At 57.7% G+C, this 18,797-nt stretch carries 13 protein-coding genes and 1 riboswitch; of the genes, 9 read left to right on the top strand and 4 right to left on the bottom strand.

Annotated features, from left to right (window positions below; genetic code table 11):
- Positions 1 to 3: 3 nt before the first annotated feature.
- From K227x_RS25070 to K227x_RS25060, 3 genes are all read right to left on the bottom strand, one after another.
- Positions 4 to 951 (bottom strand): universal stress protein, encoded by a 948-nt coding sequence (locus K227x_RS25070; RefSeq protein WP_145174452.1) that lies wholly within the window; start codon positions 949 to 951, stop codon positions 4 to 6.
- A complete protein-coding gene (locus K227x_RS25065) occupies positions 944 to 2,332 on the bottom strand; it encodes an ArsB/NhaD family transporter (RefSeq protein ID WP_145174450.1) in 1,389 nt (462 codons plus the stop codon). Before K227x_RS25065 ends, K227x_RS25070 begins: the two co-directional genes overlap by 8 nt.
- Before the next feature lie 339 nt (positions 2,333 to 2,671).
- Entirely contained in the window at positions 2,672 to 3,766 is a 1,095-nt protein-coding gene (locus K227x_RS25060) for a DinB family protein (protein WP_145174448.1), read from the bottom strand.
- Between the two features lie 145 nt (positions 3,767 to 3,911).
- Between K227x_RS25060 and rnhA the strand changes: the two genes are divergently transcribed.
- The 7 genes from rnhA to K227x_RS25025 all read left to right on the top strand — a co-directional run bounded on the left by rnhA (position 3,912) and on the right by K227x_RS25025 (position 13,989).
- Positions 3,912 to 4,370, top strand: a complete 459-nt coding sequence (gene rnhA, locus K227x_RS25055) for a ribonuclease HI (protein ID WP_145178428.1) — start codon at positions 3,912 to 3,914, stop codon at positions 4,368 to 4,370.
- A gap of 226 nt (positions 4,371 to 4,596) precedes the next feature.
- Positions 4,597 to 7,176 carry a DNA gyrase subunit B gene (locus K227x_RS25050; protein WP_145174445.1) on the top strand — a complete coding sequence of 860 codons (2,580 nt, stop codon included), beginning with the start codon at positions 4,597 to 4,599 and terminating at the stop codon, positions 7,174 to 7,176.
- 985 nt (positions 7,177 to 8,161) lie between these two features.
- Positions 8,162 to 8,263: riboswitch (cyclic di-GMP riboswitch) on the top strand.
- 161 nt (positions 8,264 to 8,424) lie between these two features.
- Positions 8,425 to 8,601 carry a Flp family type IVb pilin gene (locus K227x_RS25045; protein WP_145174442.1) on the top strand — a complete coding sequence of 59 codons (177 nt, stop codon included), beginning with the start codon at positions 8,425 to 8,427 and terminating at the stop codon, positions 8,599 to 8,601.
- Positions 8,602 to 9,084: 483 nt separating this feature from the next.
- On the top strand, positions 9,085 to 9,648 hold the full coding sequence (locus K227x_RS25040) for an A24 family peptidase (protein WP_145174439.1): 564 nt from the start codon (positions 9,085 to 9,087) through the stop codon (positions 9,646 to 9,648).
- A 253-nt stretch (positions 9,649 to 9,901) separates the two neighbouring features.
- A complete protein-coding gene (gene cpaB / locus K227x_RS25035) occupies positions 9,902 to 10,945 on the top strand; it encodes a Flp pilus assembly protein CpaB (RefSeq protein ID WP_145174436.1) in 1,044 nt (347 codons plus the stop codon).
- 170 nt (positions 10,946 to 11,115) lie between these two features.
- Positions 11,116 to 12,666 (top strand): type II and III secretion system protein family protein, encoded by a 1,551-nt coding sequence (locus K227x_RS25030; RefSeq protein WP_145174433.1) that lies wholly within the window; start codon positions 11,116 to 11,118, stop codon positions 12,664 to 12,666.
- Between the two features lie 105 nt (positions 12,667 to 12,771).
- The gene (locus K227x_RS25025) at positions 12,772 to 13,989 is read left to right on the top strand and encodes an AAA family ATPase (RefSeq protein WP_145174430.1); all 1,218 of its coding nucleotides are present in this window, start codon (positions 12,772 to 12,774) and stop codon (positions 13,987 to 13,989) included.
- Between the two features lie 30 nt (positions 13,990 to 14,019).
- On the opposite strand, the gene K227x_RS25020 is transcribed toward K227x_RS25025, so the two are convergent.
- Complete coding sequence (locus K227x_RS25020) at positions 14,020 to 15,513, bottom strand: leucyl aminopeptidase (protein ID WP_145174427.1); 1,494 nt, start codon at positions 15,511 to 15,513, stop codon at positions 14,020 to 14,022.
- Positions 15,514 to 15,703: 190 nt separating this feature from the next.
- Between K227x_RS25020 and K227x_RS25015 the strand changes: the two genes are divergently transcribed.
- The gene (locus tag K227x_RS25015; protein WP_145174424.1) at positions 15,704 to 17,551 is read left to right on the top strand and encodes a UbiD family decarboxylase; all 1,848 of its coding nucleotides are present in this window, start codon (positions 15,704 to 15,706) and stop codon (positions 17,549 to 17,551) included.
- 427 nt (positions 17,552 to 17,978) lie between these two features.
- Positions 17,979 to 18,785, top strand: coding sequence for an SDR family NAD(P)-dependent oxidoreductase (locus tag K227x_RS25010; protein WP_145174421.1), 807 nt, complete (start codon positions 17,979 to 17,981; stop codon positions 18,783 to 18,785).
- Positions 18,786 to 18,797: the final 12 nt, after the last annotated feature.

Raw genomic sequence — 18,797 nt, 5'->3', positions numbered from 1 at the left:
GGATCAACTGGGCACATGACCGGGAACCACCAAGACCGGATGAGGACTGCGGCGGATACGGTCGTTCACGAATCCTTGGGTGAATCGATCGTCCACTTCGATCGGCATCACGATCAACATCGCGTTGGATTCGTTCAATGGGTTTGGCGGTGCTACTTCGCCCGCTTGCGGACGCAGCGAGTATTGCATGCCCAGTTCTGTCGCCGACTTTGACATCGCGCCGTGCAGCGATTGATGAGTCTTGGTCAGGGCATCGCTGAACTGTGCCAGTTCGATCGATTTGCCCGGTTGCAGTGCTTCTAAGATGGCTCGCAGGTTCTGATACTGTTCCTTTTCGACGACCAAGTTCAACGTCACCATGGCACCGGCATCGGCCATTCCAAATGCCCATGCGGCGGCGCGTTCTTCGACGTCGCATTCACCACCGATCACCAATCGGACTTGGGCAGCACAGCGTCGCAGCGATTGGTCGTCGCGGCGGATGATCAACATCGGGCAGGGGCATCGCGAGAGCATCACATCGACGACGGTGCCGGCGCTATCGGAGCCGACCTGTTCGAAATTGCGACCGAACGGGCATGGCAGGATGACGAGATCGACATCGTGAATTTCGATCGCCTTCAAGATCGCTTCGTAGGCATCGCCTTCGCTGCGGATCGCGGGACGTGATCCGGTGACTTTGGTTGCCGCATCGATGGCCAGGTCCGACGAATCATCATCAGCCTTGTCGCGGGCGTCCAAAAGAATGGATTCGACATTGAATCGTTCGCGCAGGTACATCGCTGCATCTAGCGACGTCACGTCCTGTGGCGACCCATCCAAGGCCACCAAGATGCGAGACGGCCGAATCGGAGCGATTGCATGCGACGTTCCGACCTTGGACCTTTCGAACATCCGCATCGACTCGTCAACGTCGCGGTCGATTTCGTTGGATTCAGATTCGTTACCCATGACTCACCAGCTCCGGTATCAGGCCTTGGTTGTAAACAATCATCACGTAGACGATTGCGCCGGCGACCTGCAACAGCATGATCGTACCACCGAGCTTTAGAAATGTCCCCCATCCGATGTGCTGGTTCGCTTCGCGTTTGAGCGCATAGATCGCGATCACGCACGAAATCGAACCGATCGGTGTTCCGTTGCCGCCTAGATTGCAGCAGATGATCAGTGTCCACCACAACGGTTCGGCGGGCACGCCGTTGCCGGAGATGTCTTGCACGATCGGGATCAACGTCGCAGCGACCGGGATGTTGTCGACGATCGAACTGGCGACTGCGGAAAAAACACCCAACAACGGGATCAGCAATTCCATTCGGTTGTCCGAGACGGCGATCACCTGCTGGGCGACAAACGCCAGGGCCCCGGTCTGTTTGACACAGCCGATGATCACAAACAGCCCCATGAAGAACATGATCACGGTCCAGTTGACCTTGCCGATCGCATCCTCGACACCCTTGCCGGCGAACAGCAGCGCCGCGGTTGCACCGACCATGGCGATGAAGTCCATGCCGACGCCCAATTGTTGTGCGAACACAAACCCGACGACGGTCGCCATCAGGATACTGCCGCTGCGATAGAGGACTTTGCGGTCTTCGACCATCGCCCAGGGGTCAAAGGATTCGATCTGGACACGCAGTTGTTGCTGTTCTTCGGCCGATTGTTGCCAGGGCAGATCGTTTCGAAACATGAACCGCAGCACGGCGATCGCGATCACCAAACTGATCACGGCGTATGGCAACGAGACCTGCAGAAAGCGAACGTAGGGGATCTCTGCTGCGGTGCCGATCATGATGTTGGGCAATCCGCTGGCGAAGGTCGCGATCGCACCGCTGTTGGCACAGATGGCGACGCTTAACAGCAGCGGGGCGGGTTTGTAGCCCAGCGATCGGCAGATCACCAACACCAACGAACTGAGGATCAACATCGCTGGCACGATCGTCAGCACAGCCACGAAGACGAATGTCACCAGGCATAGCGTCAGGAACAACGTCGACGCTCGGCCACCGGTCAGCCGCACGATCCACATGCTGATGAAGTGGAAGAGCCCGCTTTTGCCCACCACATCGACCAAGATGCCGGTACCGATGATGACGCCAAAAATATTCAAGTCCTCCTTCAAGAACTCGTAGATCTTTGGGTAGTCGTACAGTCCAAGCCACAAACTAAGTGCCACCAGCACCACGGCACCGCTAAGTGCAGCGACGGTTTTGTGGAACCGTTCGACGGCCACGCCGACGTAGGTCGCCATCATGATCATCGCGAACAGGATCATGATGCCTGCCGACGAGGGCTCGATTGGCGTTTCTTCGATCGCGGAGGCCAGCAGGTGCATCGTGCGTTGTTGGGGTCGTTAGAAACGGAGCGGCGACAGCCATCAAGGCTAGCGCCTATCAAGGCAATCATCAATCCCATGACCTTCGATGCGTGTGGCCAGGTGGCCGAACGCGGTTTTGGGTGGGGTGGTGAATGCCGTAGCGCAACTCGCCAAGAGTTTCGGCCTAATTGGGGGCGATCCGCGGCGTGTGCGTGTGGCCGGGGGCGGTTTTGGGGGTAGTGAATGCCGTAGCGCAACTCGCCAAGAGTTTCGGTCTGAGTGGGGGCGATCCGCGGCGTGTGCGCGTGGGCGGTTTTGGGTGGAATGGCCGAAAGTCTTGGCGACTTGCGCTACGGGCTACTTGGCTGGCCAATCGGGCAATTCGAACTTTTTGACGGTGTTGGCTGTGTGTTCGTCGTAGTGATGATTCATTTGAACCAATAACGCACGCAGCGAGGGCCAGCGGCTGCCGGGCGCCTTCTGATCCGGTCCGATTCCATCCAACAGGTAGGCAAACCGGCGGCAAAAGTCGCTGACCAACTGCATCTGCTTGGCCTCTGCCGCACCATCCCATTCCGGATGAGCCGCTTGATAATCAGGCGGCATCTGTTTCGGATTCAAGTTCATCACCGGGACCACAGGGTCGACGGCGTGGTAAATTTGCGAGAAGAACTGCAGTTGGCGACCCATCATGTGTTCGGTGTTCCAACGCGGCGTGTGGGTGCCGTTGGATGGTTTGAAGTTCATTTGCGCGGTCGAAAGTTTGGCAAATACCTGTTGCGAATTTTCGCAGGATGATTCCATCGCGGCGAACAACTTCTCTAGGTCCGCTGGCATCTGCCAAGCTTGGTCGCCCATCGCGATCACTTGGCGAGTCCGTGGCATTTCCGGATCCGCCGCGCAGATGGCCAACGTGTTGTGAGGAATCGATCGGGATTGTGATTCCGATAGGTACTGCTCGCTGACGCTGGCAAAGCTATCGCTGCCCGGCTGCAAGCCGCTGAACACGACCAGGAGAGGATCCCAGCGAGTCACTAGCGTTTGGATCGAAGGTGATACCAACGCGTCGGCATTGGTTGAGGCCAAAATCAAGACGTCCAGTTTTGCATCGGCGGGCTGCACGTCGGCGGGCAGTTGTTGGCCGCCAAGTTGATCGGTCACTGACGCGCTGACCATCCGGATCGTCACCCCGTCGCCGCGGATATCGGTCGCCACGGCACTCTGGGCCGCGGTGTCGCCCGTCCCGATGGACACCGAATGCACCCAATCTTGGTCGCCAGAGACCCATTTGCCCTGGTCGTTGATTCGAACGGTCTGGCCCGAATGAGATTCGACGGATATTTCGCCGCTCGGCCATTTCTGTAGCGCCAGCGGTTCGCCGGTTGCTGCCATGGCGCTAGCGCCGGTCGATCCAAGCAGTGCAATCAAGAGAATCAAAACACGGTGCATCATGGTCTTCCAACGGATAGGTGAGGATTGCTTGAAGGGGGGGGCGGGGGAATTCAGGCGAATTCCCGTGCGGGGTGGGGGGCTGGTGAGTGTGGCAATTTGGGCATCCGAATTGTACCGCCCAGGCATCTTCGGTAACTTGCCGGGCATGAAGAAAGTTAGCCTCTACACCGATGGTGCTTGCAGCGGAAACCCTGGCCCGGGCGGCTGGGCGTTCATCCTGCGCTGTGACTCGACTGCCAAAGAGCTTGAACGGGCCGGCGGCGAGCCCGAATCGACCAACAACAAGATGGAATTGACCGCGGTGATTCGCGGTTTAGAAGTCCTGAAAGAACCCTGCGAGGTCACCTTGTTTGCCGACAGCACGTATGTGCTGCAGGGGATGAAGACTTGGATGGCGGGTTGGAAGTCGCGTGGTTGGAAGCGAAAAGAGGGCAAAAAGCTTGCCGAGGTCAAGAACGTCGAGCTGTGGAAGGCGTTGGACGCTCTGATGCAGACGCACACGATCAAGTACGAACACGTCAAAGGCCACGCCGGTCACGTGGAAAACGAACGCTGTGACGTGTTGGCGGTGCAGGCCTACCAGCGTTATCTGACGAAGAGTTAGACGCGATCGGTTCGCCGAACCGGCAAATCGGGCCGCCGAAATGGCCAAATGGGCCTGTGCTGACCCCTCATTGGCAGCCCCGGCGTGCGATTTCCTGATTCCCACCCCTGTTCCGGATCATCGGGGGCGGTCTGGGCCTACGTGAAACGCGAAAAAACGCTAGAATAACCGGCTTCGCACACCGCCCGTGCACCCGTCCCTTTTCTTCGTCTTTTTGCAGGCTTTCATGAGCGACGCTGCCACCTCAGAGACTCCCGACGAGACCCCATCGCCGGCACAGGATTCCGCTGCCAATGAGGCGTCGACGACTCAGGCTTCGACGATTCCGGCGGCCAGTTCCGAATACAACGCCAAGGACCTGCAGCACCTTTCGGACCTCGAGCACGTCCGCGAGCGTCCCAGCATGTACATCGGGGATGCGGGAGCCGGTGGTTTGCACCACTTGGTCTACGAAGTCGTCGATAATTCGATCGACGAAGCGATGGCGGGATTCGCCAAATCGGTTTCGGTCGTCGTCCACACCGACGGTAGCGTCACGGTGGAAGATGATGGCCGTGGCATCCCGGTGACGCGGCACGACCAGCTTTCCGAAGAACTTGACCGCGAAGTCACGACGATGGAAGGCGTGATGACGGTGCTGAAGTTCGGCGGCAAATTCAAAAAAGGTGCCTACCAAACCTCGGGCGGTTTGCACGGTGTCGGCGTCACGGTTGTGAACTTTCTGAGCCAATGGGCCGAAGTCGAAGTCAGCCGCGACGGGTACACCTGGACGCAAGAATACGAGCGCGGCGTTCCCACTGGGCCGGTCGCGAAGGGCCGGGTCACCAAAAAGAACGGCACCAAGGTCACGTTCAAAGCCGACAGCCAGATCTTCAACGTCACCAAGTACAGCTACGACACGTTGTACAAGCGATTGCAAGAACTGGCGTTCCTGAACAGTGGCGTGCACATCAAGTTTCTGGACGAACGCAACGGCGAAGGCGGCGATTTCAAGTACGAACGCGGCTTGGTCGAGTTTGTCGAACACCTGAACCGAGCCAGTGATACCCTCCACGCCGATGTGATTCGAATCGCGGGCGAAAAAGACGGCGTCCAGTTCGATATCGCGTTGCAGTACAGCACCGAGTACACCGAAAACGTTCAGTCCTACGTCAACAATATCCATACCAAGGAAGGCGGAACGCACGTTTCCGGATTCCGTAGTGGACTGACCCGGACGCTGAATAACTACGGCAAGAAAGAAAACCTGTTCAAGGGCGTGGCGCCCGGCGGTGACGATTTCCGTGAAGGCATCACCGCGGTGATCAGTGTTCGCGTCCCCGAACCCCAGTTCGAAGGCCAAACGAAGACCAAGTTGGGCAACGGCGAAGTCGACGGCATCATCAGCGGTGCTGTGGGCGAACAGATGGCCAAGTACATGGAAGAAAACCCTCGCGTTGCGTTGACGATCGTACGCAAGGGCATGTTGGCGGCCGAAGCGCGCGAAGCGGCACGCAAGGCAAAAGACCTGCTTCGGAAACGAAAGGACGCACTTTCCGGTGGCGGACTTCCGGGCAAACTTCGCGACTGTATCAGCAAGAACCCCGACGTCTGCGAACTGTACTTGGTGGAAGGTGATTCGGCCGGTGGATCGGCCGAAGGTGGCCGGATGCGCGAGTATCAGGCGATCTTGCCGCTTCGCGGTAAGATCATCAACGCCTACAAGAGCCGCGAAGCCAAGGTGTTAGAGAACACCGAAGTCCAGTCGATGATCCAAGCGATTGGCACCGGGATCGGCGCCGACCAAGATTTGACCAAACGGCGTTACAACAAGATCGTCATCATGACGGATGCCGACGTCGACGGCAGCCACATTCGGACGCTGTTGTTGTGTTTCTTCTATCGTCAGATGTACGAACTGGTCGCTCGCGGCCACGTCTACGTCGCTCAGCCCCCCTTGTTCCGCGTCCAGCAGGGCAAAAATCGGTATTACATCCAAACCGATGGCGAGATGAAGACTCAGTTGTTGGAACGAGGTTTGTCGGACACCGTGTTCGAAGCGGAGGATGGTCGCCGCGTCGAAGGCGAAAAAATGCGAGAGTTGTGTACTTCCTTGGCATCCATGGAAGACGCGGTCGTGGCCCTGGAACAACGCGGCATCAGCCTGCGGATCCACGCGATGCGTTACGACCCGGTCGCCGAAAAACTGCCGGCTCTGTTGCTGACCCACGGCAACGAAGAGCATTGGTTCATGACCCAAGACGCGGTCGAAGAATTCCTGAACCAACGTGGACTGACGTTGGAGATCGAAGAGGAAGAGGACGAAGTCATCGAAGTCGAGGGCGAAGCCAGCGAAACGCCAGCGGAACCGAAGATTGTGACGCCACCGGATAACCTGGCTCACTTGGCCGAACTGCACGAGGTTCGGACCATCAACAGTGGTCTGAAAGATCTGCAGGTGCTTGGGTTCAGTATCGATGACCTGATCCCGGCCGAGCGTACCGGTTCAACGACCGCTCGATTCGAACTGGTTCGCGGCGAAGACATCCGGCGTCCACTGGAAGACCTGCGAGGCCTATTGCCCGAAGTGCGTGCGGCCGGTGAAAAAGGTCTGCAAGTGACTCGCTTTAAAGGGCTGGGCGAAATGAACGCCGAAGAACTTCGCGAAACGACGCTGGATCCCGCCAACCGAACGCTGTTGAAGGTCAATCTGACCGATGCCGGTGCGGCTGACGAAATGTTCCGCTTGCTGATGGGCGACAAAGTCGAACCACGCCGCGAGTTCATCGAAACGCACGCATTGGACGTCCGCAACCTGGATGTCTAAAGGTGGACATCTAAACGTGGGTGCCTAGACGATCGGAGGCCGCGGTTGGATATCGCGGTCTCGATCATGTCGGGTGATATCGGTTGGCTCGATTGATTCGTCTGGAGAGGCATGCGGTTTGCCGCGAAGCAAACTCGCTTGGCGGTGTCCAATCGGCAACCGATGCAATCGATCGAGGCACCATCTGTGATGACGATGGCAAACCGATGTGCCGCTCTCTATGGTGAACCGAAGTTTCCCGGGTTCGTTCTAGGCGATTCTTGTAGGCGATTCCAGGGATAGGCCCGTCGTCGGCCCCGATCGCATTTTCGGTCGCAGGCCCCCCGCTACGCTTTGTCGATTGAGTGAGCCGTGATCGCGTGAGCGGCCGGGAATCCCCCCCCAAGCCCGTGGGCCTCGCGGCCAGCGGATCACCAATTGCCGTTGAAAGTTCGACTCAATCGACAAACCGTCTAGGAATACGACGAGTCCAACGGGCTGCCGGTTCCTAGCCGTTTGCTTGCCCGTCTGTTGCCGAGCCTTCCATCGTTACGCAATTCCATCGCTACGCACTTCGATCGCTACGCAATTCGATCGTTACGCGAGTCCGTCGGTGCGGGCGCACGCCTGTACTGATGCACGCCTTGGACCGGTACAGCCGATTATCCGGTTCATCTTGATGTCTGGATCGCAAACTTGACGCAATCGCGACGTTTTCTGTTTTTCCAGCCGTGGCCGATCGGGGCTGTGTCGGAACACCGGCCGAAGATAGGACGTTTGGGGGGATGGATCGGCGGCGATTCGCCATTGGGACTGTCCTGGCCGGCACAACCGTCACAGCCGCGCCCAATTCCTGATCGTTAAGGTTTCCGCGACCAGAGTTTTTTGACAGTCGCGTTTTGTGTCATAGGTTTCCTGTAGAAGTGAGCGGATCGGTGTTCGATCTGCTGCCGAAGGGAAGTCAATCACAAGTGGTGTTTGAGGGAACTTCGGTCAGCCTTGCTTTCCATGACAAAGGCAACCCGTTTGAGAAGGCGGGGCGCAAAGCTATCGGGTCCGTGGGTCTCACGAGCAATCGTGTCGACCTCAGGAATGCCGGGCTGCCAAGGGAATGGTCGTCACTATGTGGCGGCTGAAGCCAAGGCGTGTCGGACGAAAGTCGAAAGACGGGGCTGCCCCTAAACCGGTTGCGTTTGATTAATCGCATCCATTTAAGTCGTCGTCGCATATCGCAATTGTGATATGCCTCTCACTCGCGAGATTTTTGAGATGAAGAACTTCACCGAAAGCATTGTTAACTTCCTGAAAGAAGAAGATGGCCCGACTGCAGTCGAGTACGCCGTCATGTTGGCACTGATCGTCGTCGTTTGCTTGGCTTCGGTCGGTACTATCGGTACCAACGCCAACGCCAAGTTCGAAGCTGTCGGCACCGCGATCGGCAACTAGTTGCCGTTGGCTGACTTTCGAGCCAGCCCACCAAGATATCTCGTCGCGAAACGGTGCGGGTCTGTTTAGGGCTCGCACCGTCGCGCCGGGATGCTTTGCGTTCTGATCCGAACGAAGCTCTCGTTTGCACCGGTCAGAATTGGTTCAGAACATCAGACGCAATCGCGTCGTGGCCCGCAATCCACACCAAAGCGGGAGAAAAGATCGATGAATTATCCACTGCTACCTGCTGATGCAGCCGCCTACGCCTGGCAATTGTCCTGCTGTCTCGTGACGCTTTTGTTCGCGATGTTCAGTTGGATGATCGGTCCACGCTAAAGCTGATCCGATGGCATGCCCATCTGATCCAACCCAAACACCCACCGATTCACCGTCGACCATTGTTTTCATGGCACGTTGACTTGAACGCTTGCCAGCGAAAATGGCACTCACGACGGGCCTACCGCACGCACGGCCTCACACCAATTTCACGGGGATACAGAGATGACCACCTTAATGAACGGCATTGCCGAAAACTGGACCGTTTGGTTCGTCACCATCGTTCTGGTGGTTGCCGCTGTGATTGATGGCAAGATTTTGAAAGTTCCGAACTGGTTGACCTTCCCATTCATCATGATGGGCTGGGTTCACTGGACGCTGCAGGGCGGATTCGGCACCGACGGTTTGTTGTACAGCCTGTTGGGCACATTCGTCGGAATGATGTTGTTGCTAGTGCTGCGAAACGTTGGCGGCATGGGTGCCGGTGACGTGAAACTGCTGGCCGGCGTCGGTGCTTGGCTCGGTGCGGTGGTCACCTTGTACGCATTTGCCGCGACCGCAATCGTCGGTGGCATCATGGCCGCTGTGATGATCTGGCGATCAGGCGAATGGGAAAAGCACTTTGCGATGGCCCACAAGATCCTGCACGAATGGAAAACCGTTCGTAAGCCCAAGGCACTCGCCGCGATCGCTCGCGAGCGTAAGCCAACGATGTACCTGTTGCCGTACGGCATCCCGATGGCAATCGGATCGATTTTCTACTTTGCCATCGCTGGAATGCTGGTTTAGGCCACGGGAAAACGCTCGACACGGTCGTGGAACATTCCTCGATCGTGTTGTCAAGAACTAACGATTACGTGGGGTCGCGCGGTTGCGTAGACCCCACGGGTCGTATCAGTAGTGCCTCAGGGAACGCAACGGTTACAGGGAAAGGTCCTGCCGCACCGAACAACTACCTTAGCCGACCATTTCCGTCCCTCGTTTGAGGAACGTTTGCTGCGGCACTATCAACGGTCCGCAACTCAAAGACCACAAAGTTGTCATGCGAAAATCCCTTTACCTATTGATCGCTCTGGTTTGTGGAACCGTTGCTACGGTTCTGGCCAATCAGTGGCTTAAGGCACAAGCCAGCAGCGCGGGTGGCGGCAGCATGACCGAAATCTTCGTCGCGACGGCGGCCATCGACATTGGCGAAGCGATCACGGCCGAACGTGTTCGCTTGGAACAATGGCCATCTGACCGCATCCCGCAGGGATCCAGCGGCGACTTCGAAGTGCTGAAGGGCAAGTACGCCAAGCAGCGTTTCTATGTTGGCGAAGCGATCATGCCCGTCAAATTGATGGACGAAAACTGGACCACGGTTCCTAAGGGATACCGGGTCGTCGCTTTGAAGGCCACGGACGTTTCGATCGCGAACCTGATCCAACCGGGCGACCGGGTCGACGTGCTGGCCTACTTTACCAAGAGCGACTTGATCCCCCAAAGCATGAGCAAAACCGTGCTGATGGGTGTGCGAGTGTACGCATTGGACGGCGACACAGAGCGTCGTGCCGGCGAAGACAAGAACAAAAACCTACGAAACATTCAGTTGCTGATCCATGAAAAGGACACCGACGCTTGGCAGTACGCCCAAGAATTAGGGAACGTCCGATTGAGTCTGGGCAGCGATGCTGACTACAGCACCGAAGATGGGTCCAACCAAGCCGGGAAAGAGTTCTTGGCATGGTTGGAAGATCATCGTGCAGCACAAGAACAAGCCGAGTTGCTGAAAGAACGCGAACGACGCGCCATGGAAGCCAGCCGGAACACTCGGCCCGAAGCCGTCGCCGTCAAAAAGCGTGACGAGAATGGTTTCGCCATGTTCAAGATGTCCGAAGGACGGATGATCGAATATTGGATCGTGCCTGGCAAATTGCCTGTACGAGTTGGCGAAGTCGGTGACACGACCGAAACCGAAACCGTCCTCGATGCCGTTGACCCGGTCGATGCCGATGCGACCGCCGAAGAAGATTCCAGCGCCTACCTGACCGGACAAGACAGTCCGTTCTACCAGCCGCCTAGTGGCCCGAGTACGACCACCAACTGATTGAGCCCCGTCAGGGTCGCCGCCACGGCATTGTGCTGAGTCGACGATAACCTATTACAATTCACTATCGTTACCCACTGAAACCGTTGATGATTTGCCATCTGTGCAGGATCGGCAAGTGATCTACCGTCGGAAGGATTCGACTTAGGTTTCGCAAGGATGCTTTTGCAATGGAAATGAAACGATCGACGGCAAGGTCATTCGCCGCCATCCTCATGCTTGCTGTCGCTGCTAGCGTCAGCCCGGGTAGCGCGTTTGCTCAAGGGAATCCGGTGCGACTCGCATCGGATACTTCGGCGGTAAACCGAAATATCTCGCAATCGGTCGAACGTCTGGAAATGCTCGTCAAGAGCAGCCGTATCCTCACCTTGGAAGATCGGATTCCAAAGTTCCAAGTGCACAACGAAGGCATCTTGGGCGCCACGCCGATTTCGCAAAACCAAGTTCAGATCTTTGCGAAGGCGCCCGGCACGACTCAACTAAACCTTTGGGATACCAACGACAAACTGTACACGGTTGACGTCACCGTCATGCCCGATGCACGGGAAGTCGAAGGCATCCTGGCGATGCAGTTGCCACTTGCATCCTTGAAAGTGCTGCCGATCAACAACAGTGCCATCATCTCGGGATCGGTGACCAACGTTGATGAAGTTGACCGTGCGGTTGCCATCGTCGAACAATTCTATCCCACCGTGGTCAACAACATCCGTGTGGTCGGTGTCCAGCAAATCCTGCTGCACACGCAGATCATGGAAGTCTCGCGAACGAAACTTCGCGACCTGGGGATCGACTGGGGAAGCTTTACTGAAAATGGTTTCTTCTATTCGTCGCCTGGTAGTCTGGTCGACTTGGGTCAAAGCACCACCGGCGGTCTGCTGCCGTCCACCGAAGGCGTGCTGAACAGTACCAACCGATTGTTTGCCAGTGGTGGCGACTTCACCGCCATGATCGCTGCCCTGCGGCGTCAAGACTTGATCAAGTTCCTGGCCGAACCCACCGTGGTTGCAACGCACGGTCGCCCAGCACGTTTCAATGTCGGTGGTAAAGTGCCTTACCTGGTTCCGTCCGGAAACGGCTCGATCACCGTCCAGTACGAAGAGTACGGCACGGCAGTCGATTTCTTGCCCTTCGTGGTTGGACCGGGACGTGTTCGATTGGAAGTCCGCCCCGAAGTCTCGGAACCGGATGCGTCCAACGGGATCACGGCCAGCGGCGTTTCGGTCACCGCATTCCGTTCACGCTATGTCGAAACCGCGGTTGAACTGCAAGCCGGACAGACGTTCGCGATTGCTGGTTTGCTGCAGAGCCGAACGGAATCGGTCACACGGGCCACACCGCTGTTGGGCGAACTGCCGTTCATCGGAACCATGTTCCGCCGTGTTCGCGAAGAACGCAACGATATCGAACTGTTGATCACCGTGACGCCTGAATTTGTCAGTGCCATGGATGCTCATGAAGTGCCACCCGGCGGACCTGGTTTGAATACGACCTCGCCCACCGACAGCGAACTGTTCCTGAAGGGACACATCGAAGTGCCTAACAATCTGATGCAAGACTGCAACTACCCCGGGCAAGGTGGCTACAGCACAGGCAATGGATACGGTTCGGGCATCCAGCCCAACGAAATTCACGGTGGCGTCGTGCTGCCACCGGGTGCGATTGTACCGGGGCAACAGCCGGTTCAGGTCGGCGATGGGGTCACCATCAGTGCACCCGAATAAACCTTGTCGCTGTCCAAGGGCTAGCCGGATGGCTAGTCCGCAGCCGACCAACCTTTGCTTCATTGCACCCACCTGTCGTTCGAATAATCCCATCGGTCACCCGCTATGAGTAACGTTCTAAGAATCGCGCTGGTCGATCCCAGTGACGGATCACGCGAAGCCCTGAAGGGTAAACTTCTGGGCATGGATACGATCTGGCTAGAAGCCGACTGTTCTCGTTACGAGTTCTTTCCGGACGTCATTGAACAGACGGCGCCCGATGTTGGTGTGATCACGTTGGATTCGAATCCTGAAAAGGCAATCGAGCTGATTCAGCGACTGGCAACCTCGGCTCCCGACACGGCGATCTTGGCAGCCAGCGAACAGACCGATGGTCAGTTGATCCTGCGTACGATGCGAGCCGGTGCACGCGAATTTTTGACGTTGCCGCTATCCAGCGACGACCTTGACGAAGCGCTGCGACGTGTCAGTCAGATGAAGTTCGGATCGGCCGATGCGGGCGGACGTAGCTGCGAAGTGTATGCGATTGCAGGTGCAACCGGCGGTGTTGGGTCGACCAGTACGGCCGTCAATTTGGGATGCGTTCTAGCATCGGAACCACAAAACAGTGTTGCTCTGTTGGATTTGGACCTTGCGCTCGGCGACGCCGACGTGTTCTTGGATTCGATTCCCGACTACACCTTGGCCGACGTCGTCCAGAACATTTCTCGCCTGGACATTCAGCTGCTGAAACGATCGTTGACCAAGCACAGCAGCGGTCTGTACCTGTTGCCGCGACCGGTCGAACTACAAGACACACTATCGATTACCGACGATAGCATTCGCAAAGTCATCGGGTTGCTGAAGGCATCGTTCACGCACCTGATCATCGACTTGTCGAAGACCTATAGCAGTGTCGATATGGCGGCCATCGAAAGCGCGACTCGCGTCGTGCTGGTCACCCAGTTGGACCTGCCCTGTTTGCGCAATGTTGTGCGTTTGATGATGGGATTCGAAGAAATCGATGACCTGCACAACAAAGTCGAAATCGTGGTCAACCGCGCCGGACTGGAAACCGGACAAATCAGTCTGAAGAAAGCAAAAGAAACACTGGGACGTGAAATCTTTGCGCTGCTTCCGAACGATTACCGCACCATGGTCGAAGTCCGCAACAACGGGGTCCCGTTGATCGTGCAGGCACCCAAGGCGGCGATCACTCAAGGCATTCGCGAACTGGCCGAAAAGCTGGAAAAGGGTTCCTCGCCCGCAGCCGAGGCTGGCGAAGAACCAGCCAAGGCGAGCGAGAGCAAATGGAAAAAGTTCTGGCCCGGCGTCAAGCAGTAACCCGAGGTGGGCCGTGGCAGCCCCGAAACCTTACTTGGAAACGGGTTTGCCACCGCCGTCTTCGATCCACCGGACCAACGTGCGAACCATCACACCGGTGGCCCCTGCGTCTCGCTTCGGTTTTGCGGAATCGGCGAACGCCGGACCGGCAATGTCGATATGGACCCAGGGCACGTCGCCGACGAAGTTTTCTAGGAACTTTGCGGCCGTGATGGCGCCGCCCCAGCGGCCTTCGCCAACGTTCTTGATGTCCGCAATCTTGCTTTTGACTTTCTCGTTGTACAGTTCCAACATCGGCAACTGCCAAACCGGTTCGCCCTCTTCGGCGGCAGCGGCTTCGACGGTTCGGCAAAGTTCAACATCGTTGGGCATCAGGCCAGCGACTTCGTTTCCCAAAGCGACCATGCAGGCCCCCGTCAAAGTGGCTAGGTCGACCATGGAACGCGGCGAGTGCTGGATCGCGACGTCCAGGGTGTCCGCCAAAACGACTCGACCCTCGGCGTCGGTGTTGCGGATTTCGATCGTCTTTCCGCTACGCGTTTCAATCACGTCGCCCAACTTGTAACAGTTGCTGCTGACCATGTTCTCGGCCAAGCCGCACAGGCCGATCACGTTTTGCTTGACGCCTAGTTTGGCGATCGCCCGCATCACGCCCACCACGGTTGCTGCACCGGCCATGTCGCATTTCATGTCGATCATGCCGTCGCTAGGTTTCAGCGACAGTCCGCCACTGTCAAACGTGACTCCCTTGCCGACCAAGGCGATCGGTGCTTCGTCGCCACCGCCGTTGTGTTTCAGGATGACCAGTCGTGGTTTGGCTGCGGATCCCTTGCCCACCGCCATGATCGCTCGGCACCCTTCGGCCTCTAGTTTGGCTTCGTCCCAGATTTCGATCTGCAGACCCGAGTCATCCGCGATGCGGGTTGCGGCTGCGGCGAAGCTTTCGGGATAGACCATCGCCGGCGGCTCGTTGACCAAACGACGAGTGTGGTTGATCGATGTCCCGATCACTTCGCCACGACGGATCGATGCTTGTTCGATGCCCGCAAAGGCAATGGCGACGGGGACTTTCGCGGTCGGTTCGGCTTGATAGATGGCTTGGCCTTCGCATCCCGCGATCGATCCGGCAACCAGCGAATCATGCACCGAATCGGACATCGATTCTGCGAGCGCGATCACGACTCGTTTGCGATGCCGATCCGACAGATGACGAATCGCGGCCGACGCAAAATCAAAGGCATCGGCACGGCAGATCGGTTTGTTGCCCAGCCCGACGACTAGCAACATGGTGGGCCCGGTCGAAAGCGGTGACGCAATCAGACTCATCTCGCCCTTTTTGCTCCTCAACTGCTGTTTTTCGACCAACCCCGTCAGCCAATGGTCGGTTCGTTTGTCCAGTTCCACCATCAACGGCGACGCGTTGTCAGTGCCAGACAAGCCAACCACCAAAACATCCGCGTCTTCGCCGAGCGGATCGGTGGAAAGTGTCAATTGGGGCGAAGGAAGCGGCAAGCTTTCAAGCATTCGATTGCGTGGGGTTGGGTTGAGATTCAGGACGGCAACGCAATCATCCGAACGATGCGGTGCCTGTAGGAACCGGGTTAGTTTAGCGCTCGGTTGGCGGTTATCCTAGCCACCGGCCAACTTCCGCCGTTACGCTCGGTTTTGGTCCTCCGCCCCCCTGCAATCCGCCCCCATCACCCCCTTGGCCCCCGTGAAGCACCGCAGTACCCGAGACGTTGTCGAAGACCTGCGCCGTGATGGTCGATTGATCGAGGTCACCGACGAAGTTGACCCGCACCTCGAAATGGCCGAGATCCAGCGCCGAGTCTATGCCCGCGGCGGCCCCGGGTTGTTGTTCTCTCGTGTCCGCGGGACCCGTTTCCCCGCAGCGTCCAATCTGTTCGGATCCTTGGACCAGGCTAGGTACCTGTTTCGTGACACGTTGGAATCGGTGCGTCGTTTGATTGAGGTCAAACTGGATCCGTCGGTGTTGCCGAAACATCCGCTTCGCTATGCCGGCGTGCCGATGACGGCGCTTCGCATGTTGCCTCGGTCGGTGCGCAGCGGCGCCGTCCAAGCGAACCAGTGTCAGATATCGGACCTGCCGCCGATCCAATCGTGGCCCGACGACGGTGGCGCGTTCGTGACGCTGCCCCAGGTGCTGAGCGACGATCCGACCGCCGCGGGGGAATCCCAGCAAACCCGGTTGATGCGAGCCAACCTGGGGATGTACCGAATCCAGCTCAGCGGGAATCAGTACGTGCCCGACCGCGAAATTGGATTGCACTACCAGATCCACCGTGGCATCGGTGTCCATCACCGGGCGGCGCTGGATCGTGATCAGCCGCTGCGGGTTTGCATCACGGTGGGTGGTTCACCGGCAATGTCGTTGGCGGCCGTGATGCCGCTGCCCGAAGGATTGACCGAGTTGACGTTTGGGGGAGCCCTATCGGGACGACGGATCCGAATGGTCCGTGGTTCGCATGCACCGGTGTATGCCGATGCCGACTTTGCGATCATCGGTACGATCGATCCCAGCCGCACCAAACCGGAGGGCCCGTTTGGTGATCACCTGGGGTACTACAGTCTGCAGCATCCATTCCCAATGATGTCCGTCGAAAAAGTGTGGCACCGCGACGACGCGATTTGGCCGTTCACCGTGGTCGGGCGCCCGCCGCAAGAAGACACGACGTTCGGGCAGTTGATCCATGAATTGACCGACCCGATCATTCCCACCGTTATCCCCGGGGTCAAAGCGGTTCATGCGGTCGATGCCGCCGGTGTGCACCCGTTGCTGTTGGCGATTGGTAGCGAGCGTTACATGCCCTACATCCAACGCAGCGAACCCCAGGAATTGTTGACACAGGCCAATGCGATCCTGGGCAACGGCCAACTATCGCTGGCCAAGTTCCTGTGGATCACCGATGACCCGGACCAGACGCTGAAGATCCACGACGAAGCCGCATTTTTTCACCACATGCTAAGCCGAGTCGATTGGCGGCGTGATCTGCATTTTCAAACGCGAACGACGATCGATACTTTGGACTACAGCGGCAGCGGTTTCAACCAAGGATCCAAAGTCGTGATCGCCGCAACCGGACCGCCCGTCCGCACACTTGGCGACACCGTGCCAAGCGATCTGAGGCTGCCCGATGGGTTTCGCAATCCTCGTGTCGTGATCCCTGGCATTTTGGCGATCGAAGCACCCCCGTGCCGCACCGAGGAAGATCGACGCCAGCTGGCAACTTTTGCATCGACCTGTGATTCGGGACCGGGGCTGGATTCATTCCCCTTGATCACGTTGGTCGACGACAGCCAGTTTGCGGCCAGTCATTTTCGCAATTGGCTTTGGACCACATTCACTCGCAGCAACCCGGCCATCGACCTGGATGGGATCGGTGCTGGTACGGAATACAAACATTGGGGTTGCCGAGGCTCGCTCGTCATCGATGCGCGAATCAAACCGCATCATGCCCCGCCATTGATCGAGGATCCGCAGGTGACAGCGAAGGTCGACGCGCGGGCGACACGTGGCGACGCACTGGCAAAGTTTCTGTAGGCTGCCAATGCTCGCCTGCAACCGATACAAACATTTCGTAGCGGAAGTCGTCAAGACTTTCGATTGAATCCAGTTTCCAATTTCGGCGTTAGCCGTTTGAGCGGTAGCGGCCTGCTGATTTCGTGAGCCGACGCGTAAGCGGAGGATTCAACGTCGCCACTCGCTTACGCGCCGGGTTGTGATTCCAATGCTACTTTCTCGGCAACGACTAAGTCAGCAGGCCGATCGCCTCGATTCGTGGGTGACGAAACCGGGGCTATCGCCCAACGGCTCATTCAATGGACAAGCTATTGGCGAGTTCCGCTACGAACAACGCTCCAACGGCTACCGCCGAAATTGGAACCTGGATTCGATCGGCAGGCCACAATCGTTGCTGTCGACCGACTTCCGAAATCGACTCTCCCGGTAACTCGCTACATTAGGAATCATGACAAGTTTATTCGAGACCTTTGGTGTTCCCGACCCCGTGGCGCTGGTGACCGGCAGCGGTGCGCCGCGCGTCGGGCGAGCGATTGCCCGGCATTTGGCAAGTCTGGGATGTCGTCTGGCCCTGCATGCCAACACCTCGGTCGATCAAGCCCAGCAGGTCGCCGATGAACTGCGTCAGCAACACGCCCTGGACGTCATCGTCACGCAAGGTGCACTGGACGATGACGGCGTCGCCGAGTCGCTGGTCGACCAGACTGGCGACCACTTTGGACGACTGGATATCTTGGTCAACAGCGCCGCGATATGGCGACCCACGCCGCTGGCCGACGTTACCGCCGCCGAGATGCGAAGGTACTTTGAAATCAACACCATTGCGTCGTTCTTGTGTGCGCGTGCCGCTGGCATGATCATGGCCAAACAAGATCGTGGCGGATCGATCATCAACATCGGTGACTGGGCAACCGGTCGACCGTACTTGGATCACGCCGCGTACTTTCCTAGCAAGGGAGCGGTCGAGGTGATGACGCGATCGCTGGCCGTCGAACTGTCTCAGTTGAACCGTGGAATCCGAGTCAATTGCATCCAACCAGGGCCCGTGCTGTTGGACGATTCGGTGTCGGACAACAAGCGTGGCAAGATTGCTGAAAGCACGTTGGTCGGCCGAGTCGGAACGCCGCAGAATGTGGCGCACGCCGTTCAATTCCTCTGCGAGAATGATTTCGTCAACGGCGTCTGTCTGCCGGTCGACGGTGGACGTGGCATCTACGCCCCCGATGGCATGCAAGTCGGTATGAATACAGGTTAGGCACCCAACGCT

The sequence above is a fragment of the Rubripirellula lacrimiformis genome (genome assembly GCF_007741535.1).
Classification (GTDB): Bacteria; Planctomycetota; Planctomycetia; order Pirellulales; family Pirellulaceae; genus Rubripirellula; species Rubripirellula lacrimiformis.
The sequence above is the reverse complement of the archived record's forward strand: the minus strand, read 5'-3'. Positions and strand labels throughout refer to the sequence as shown.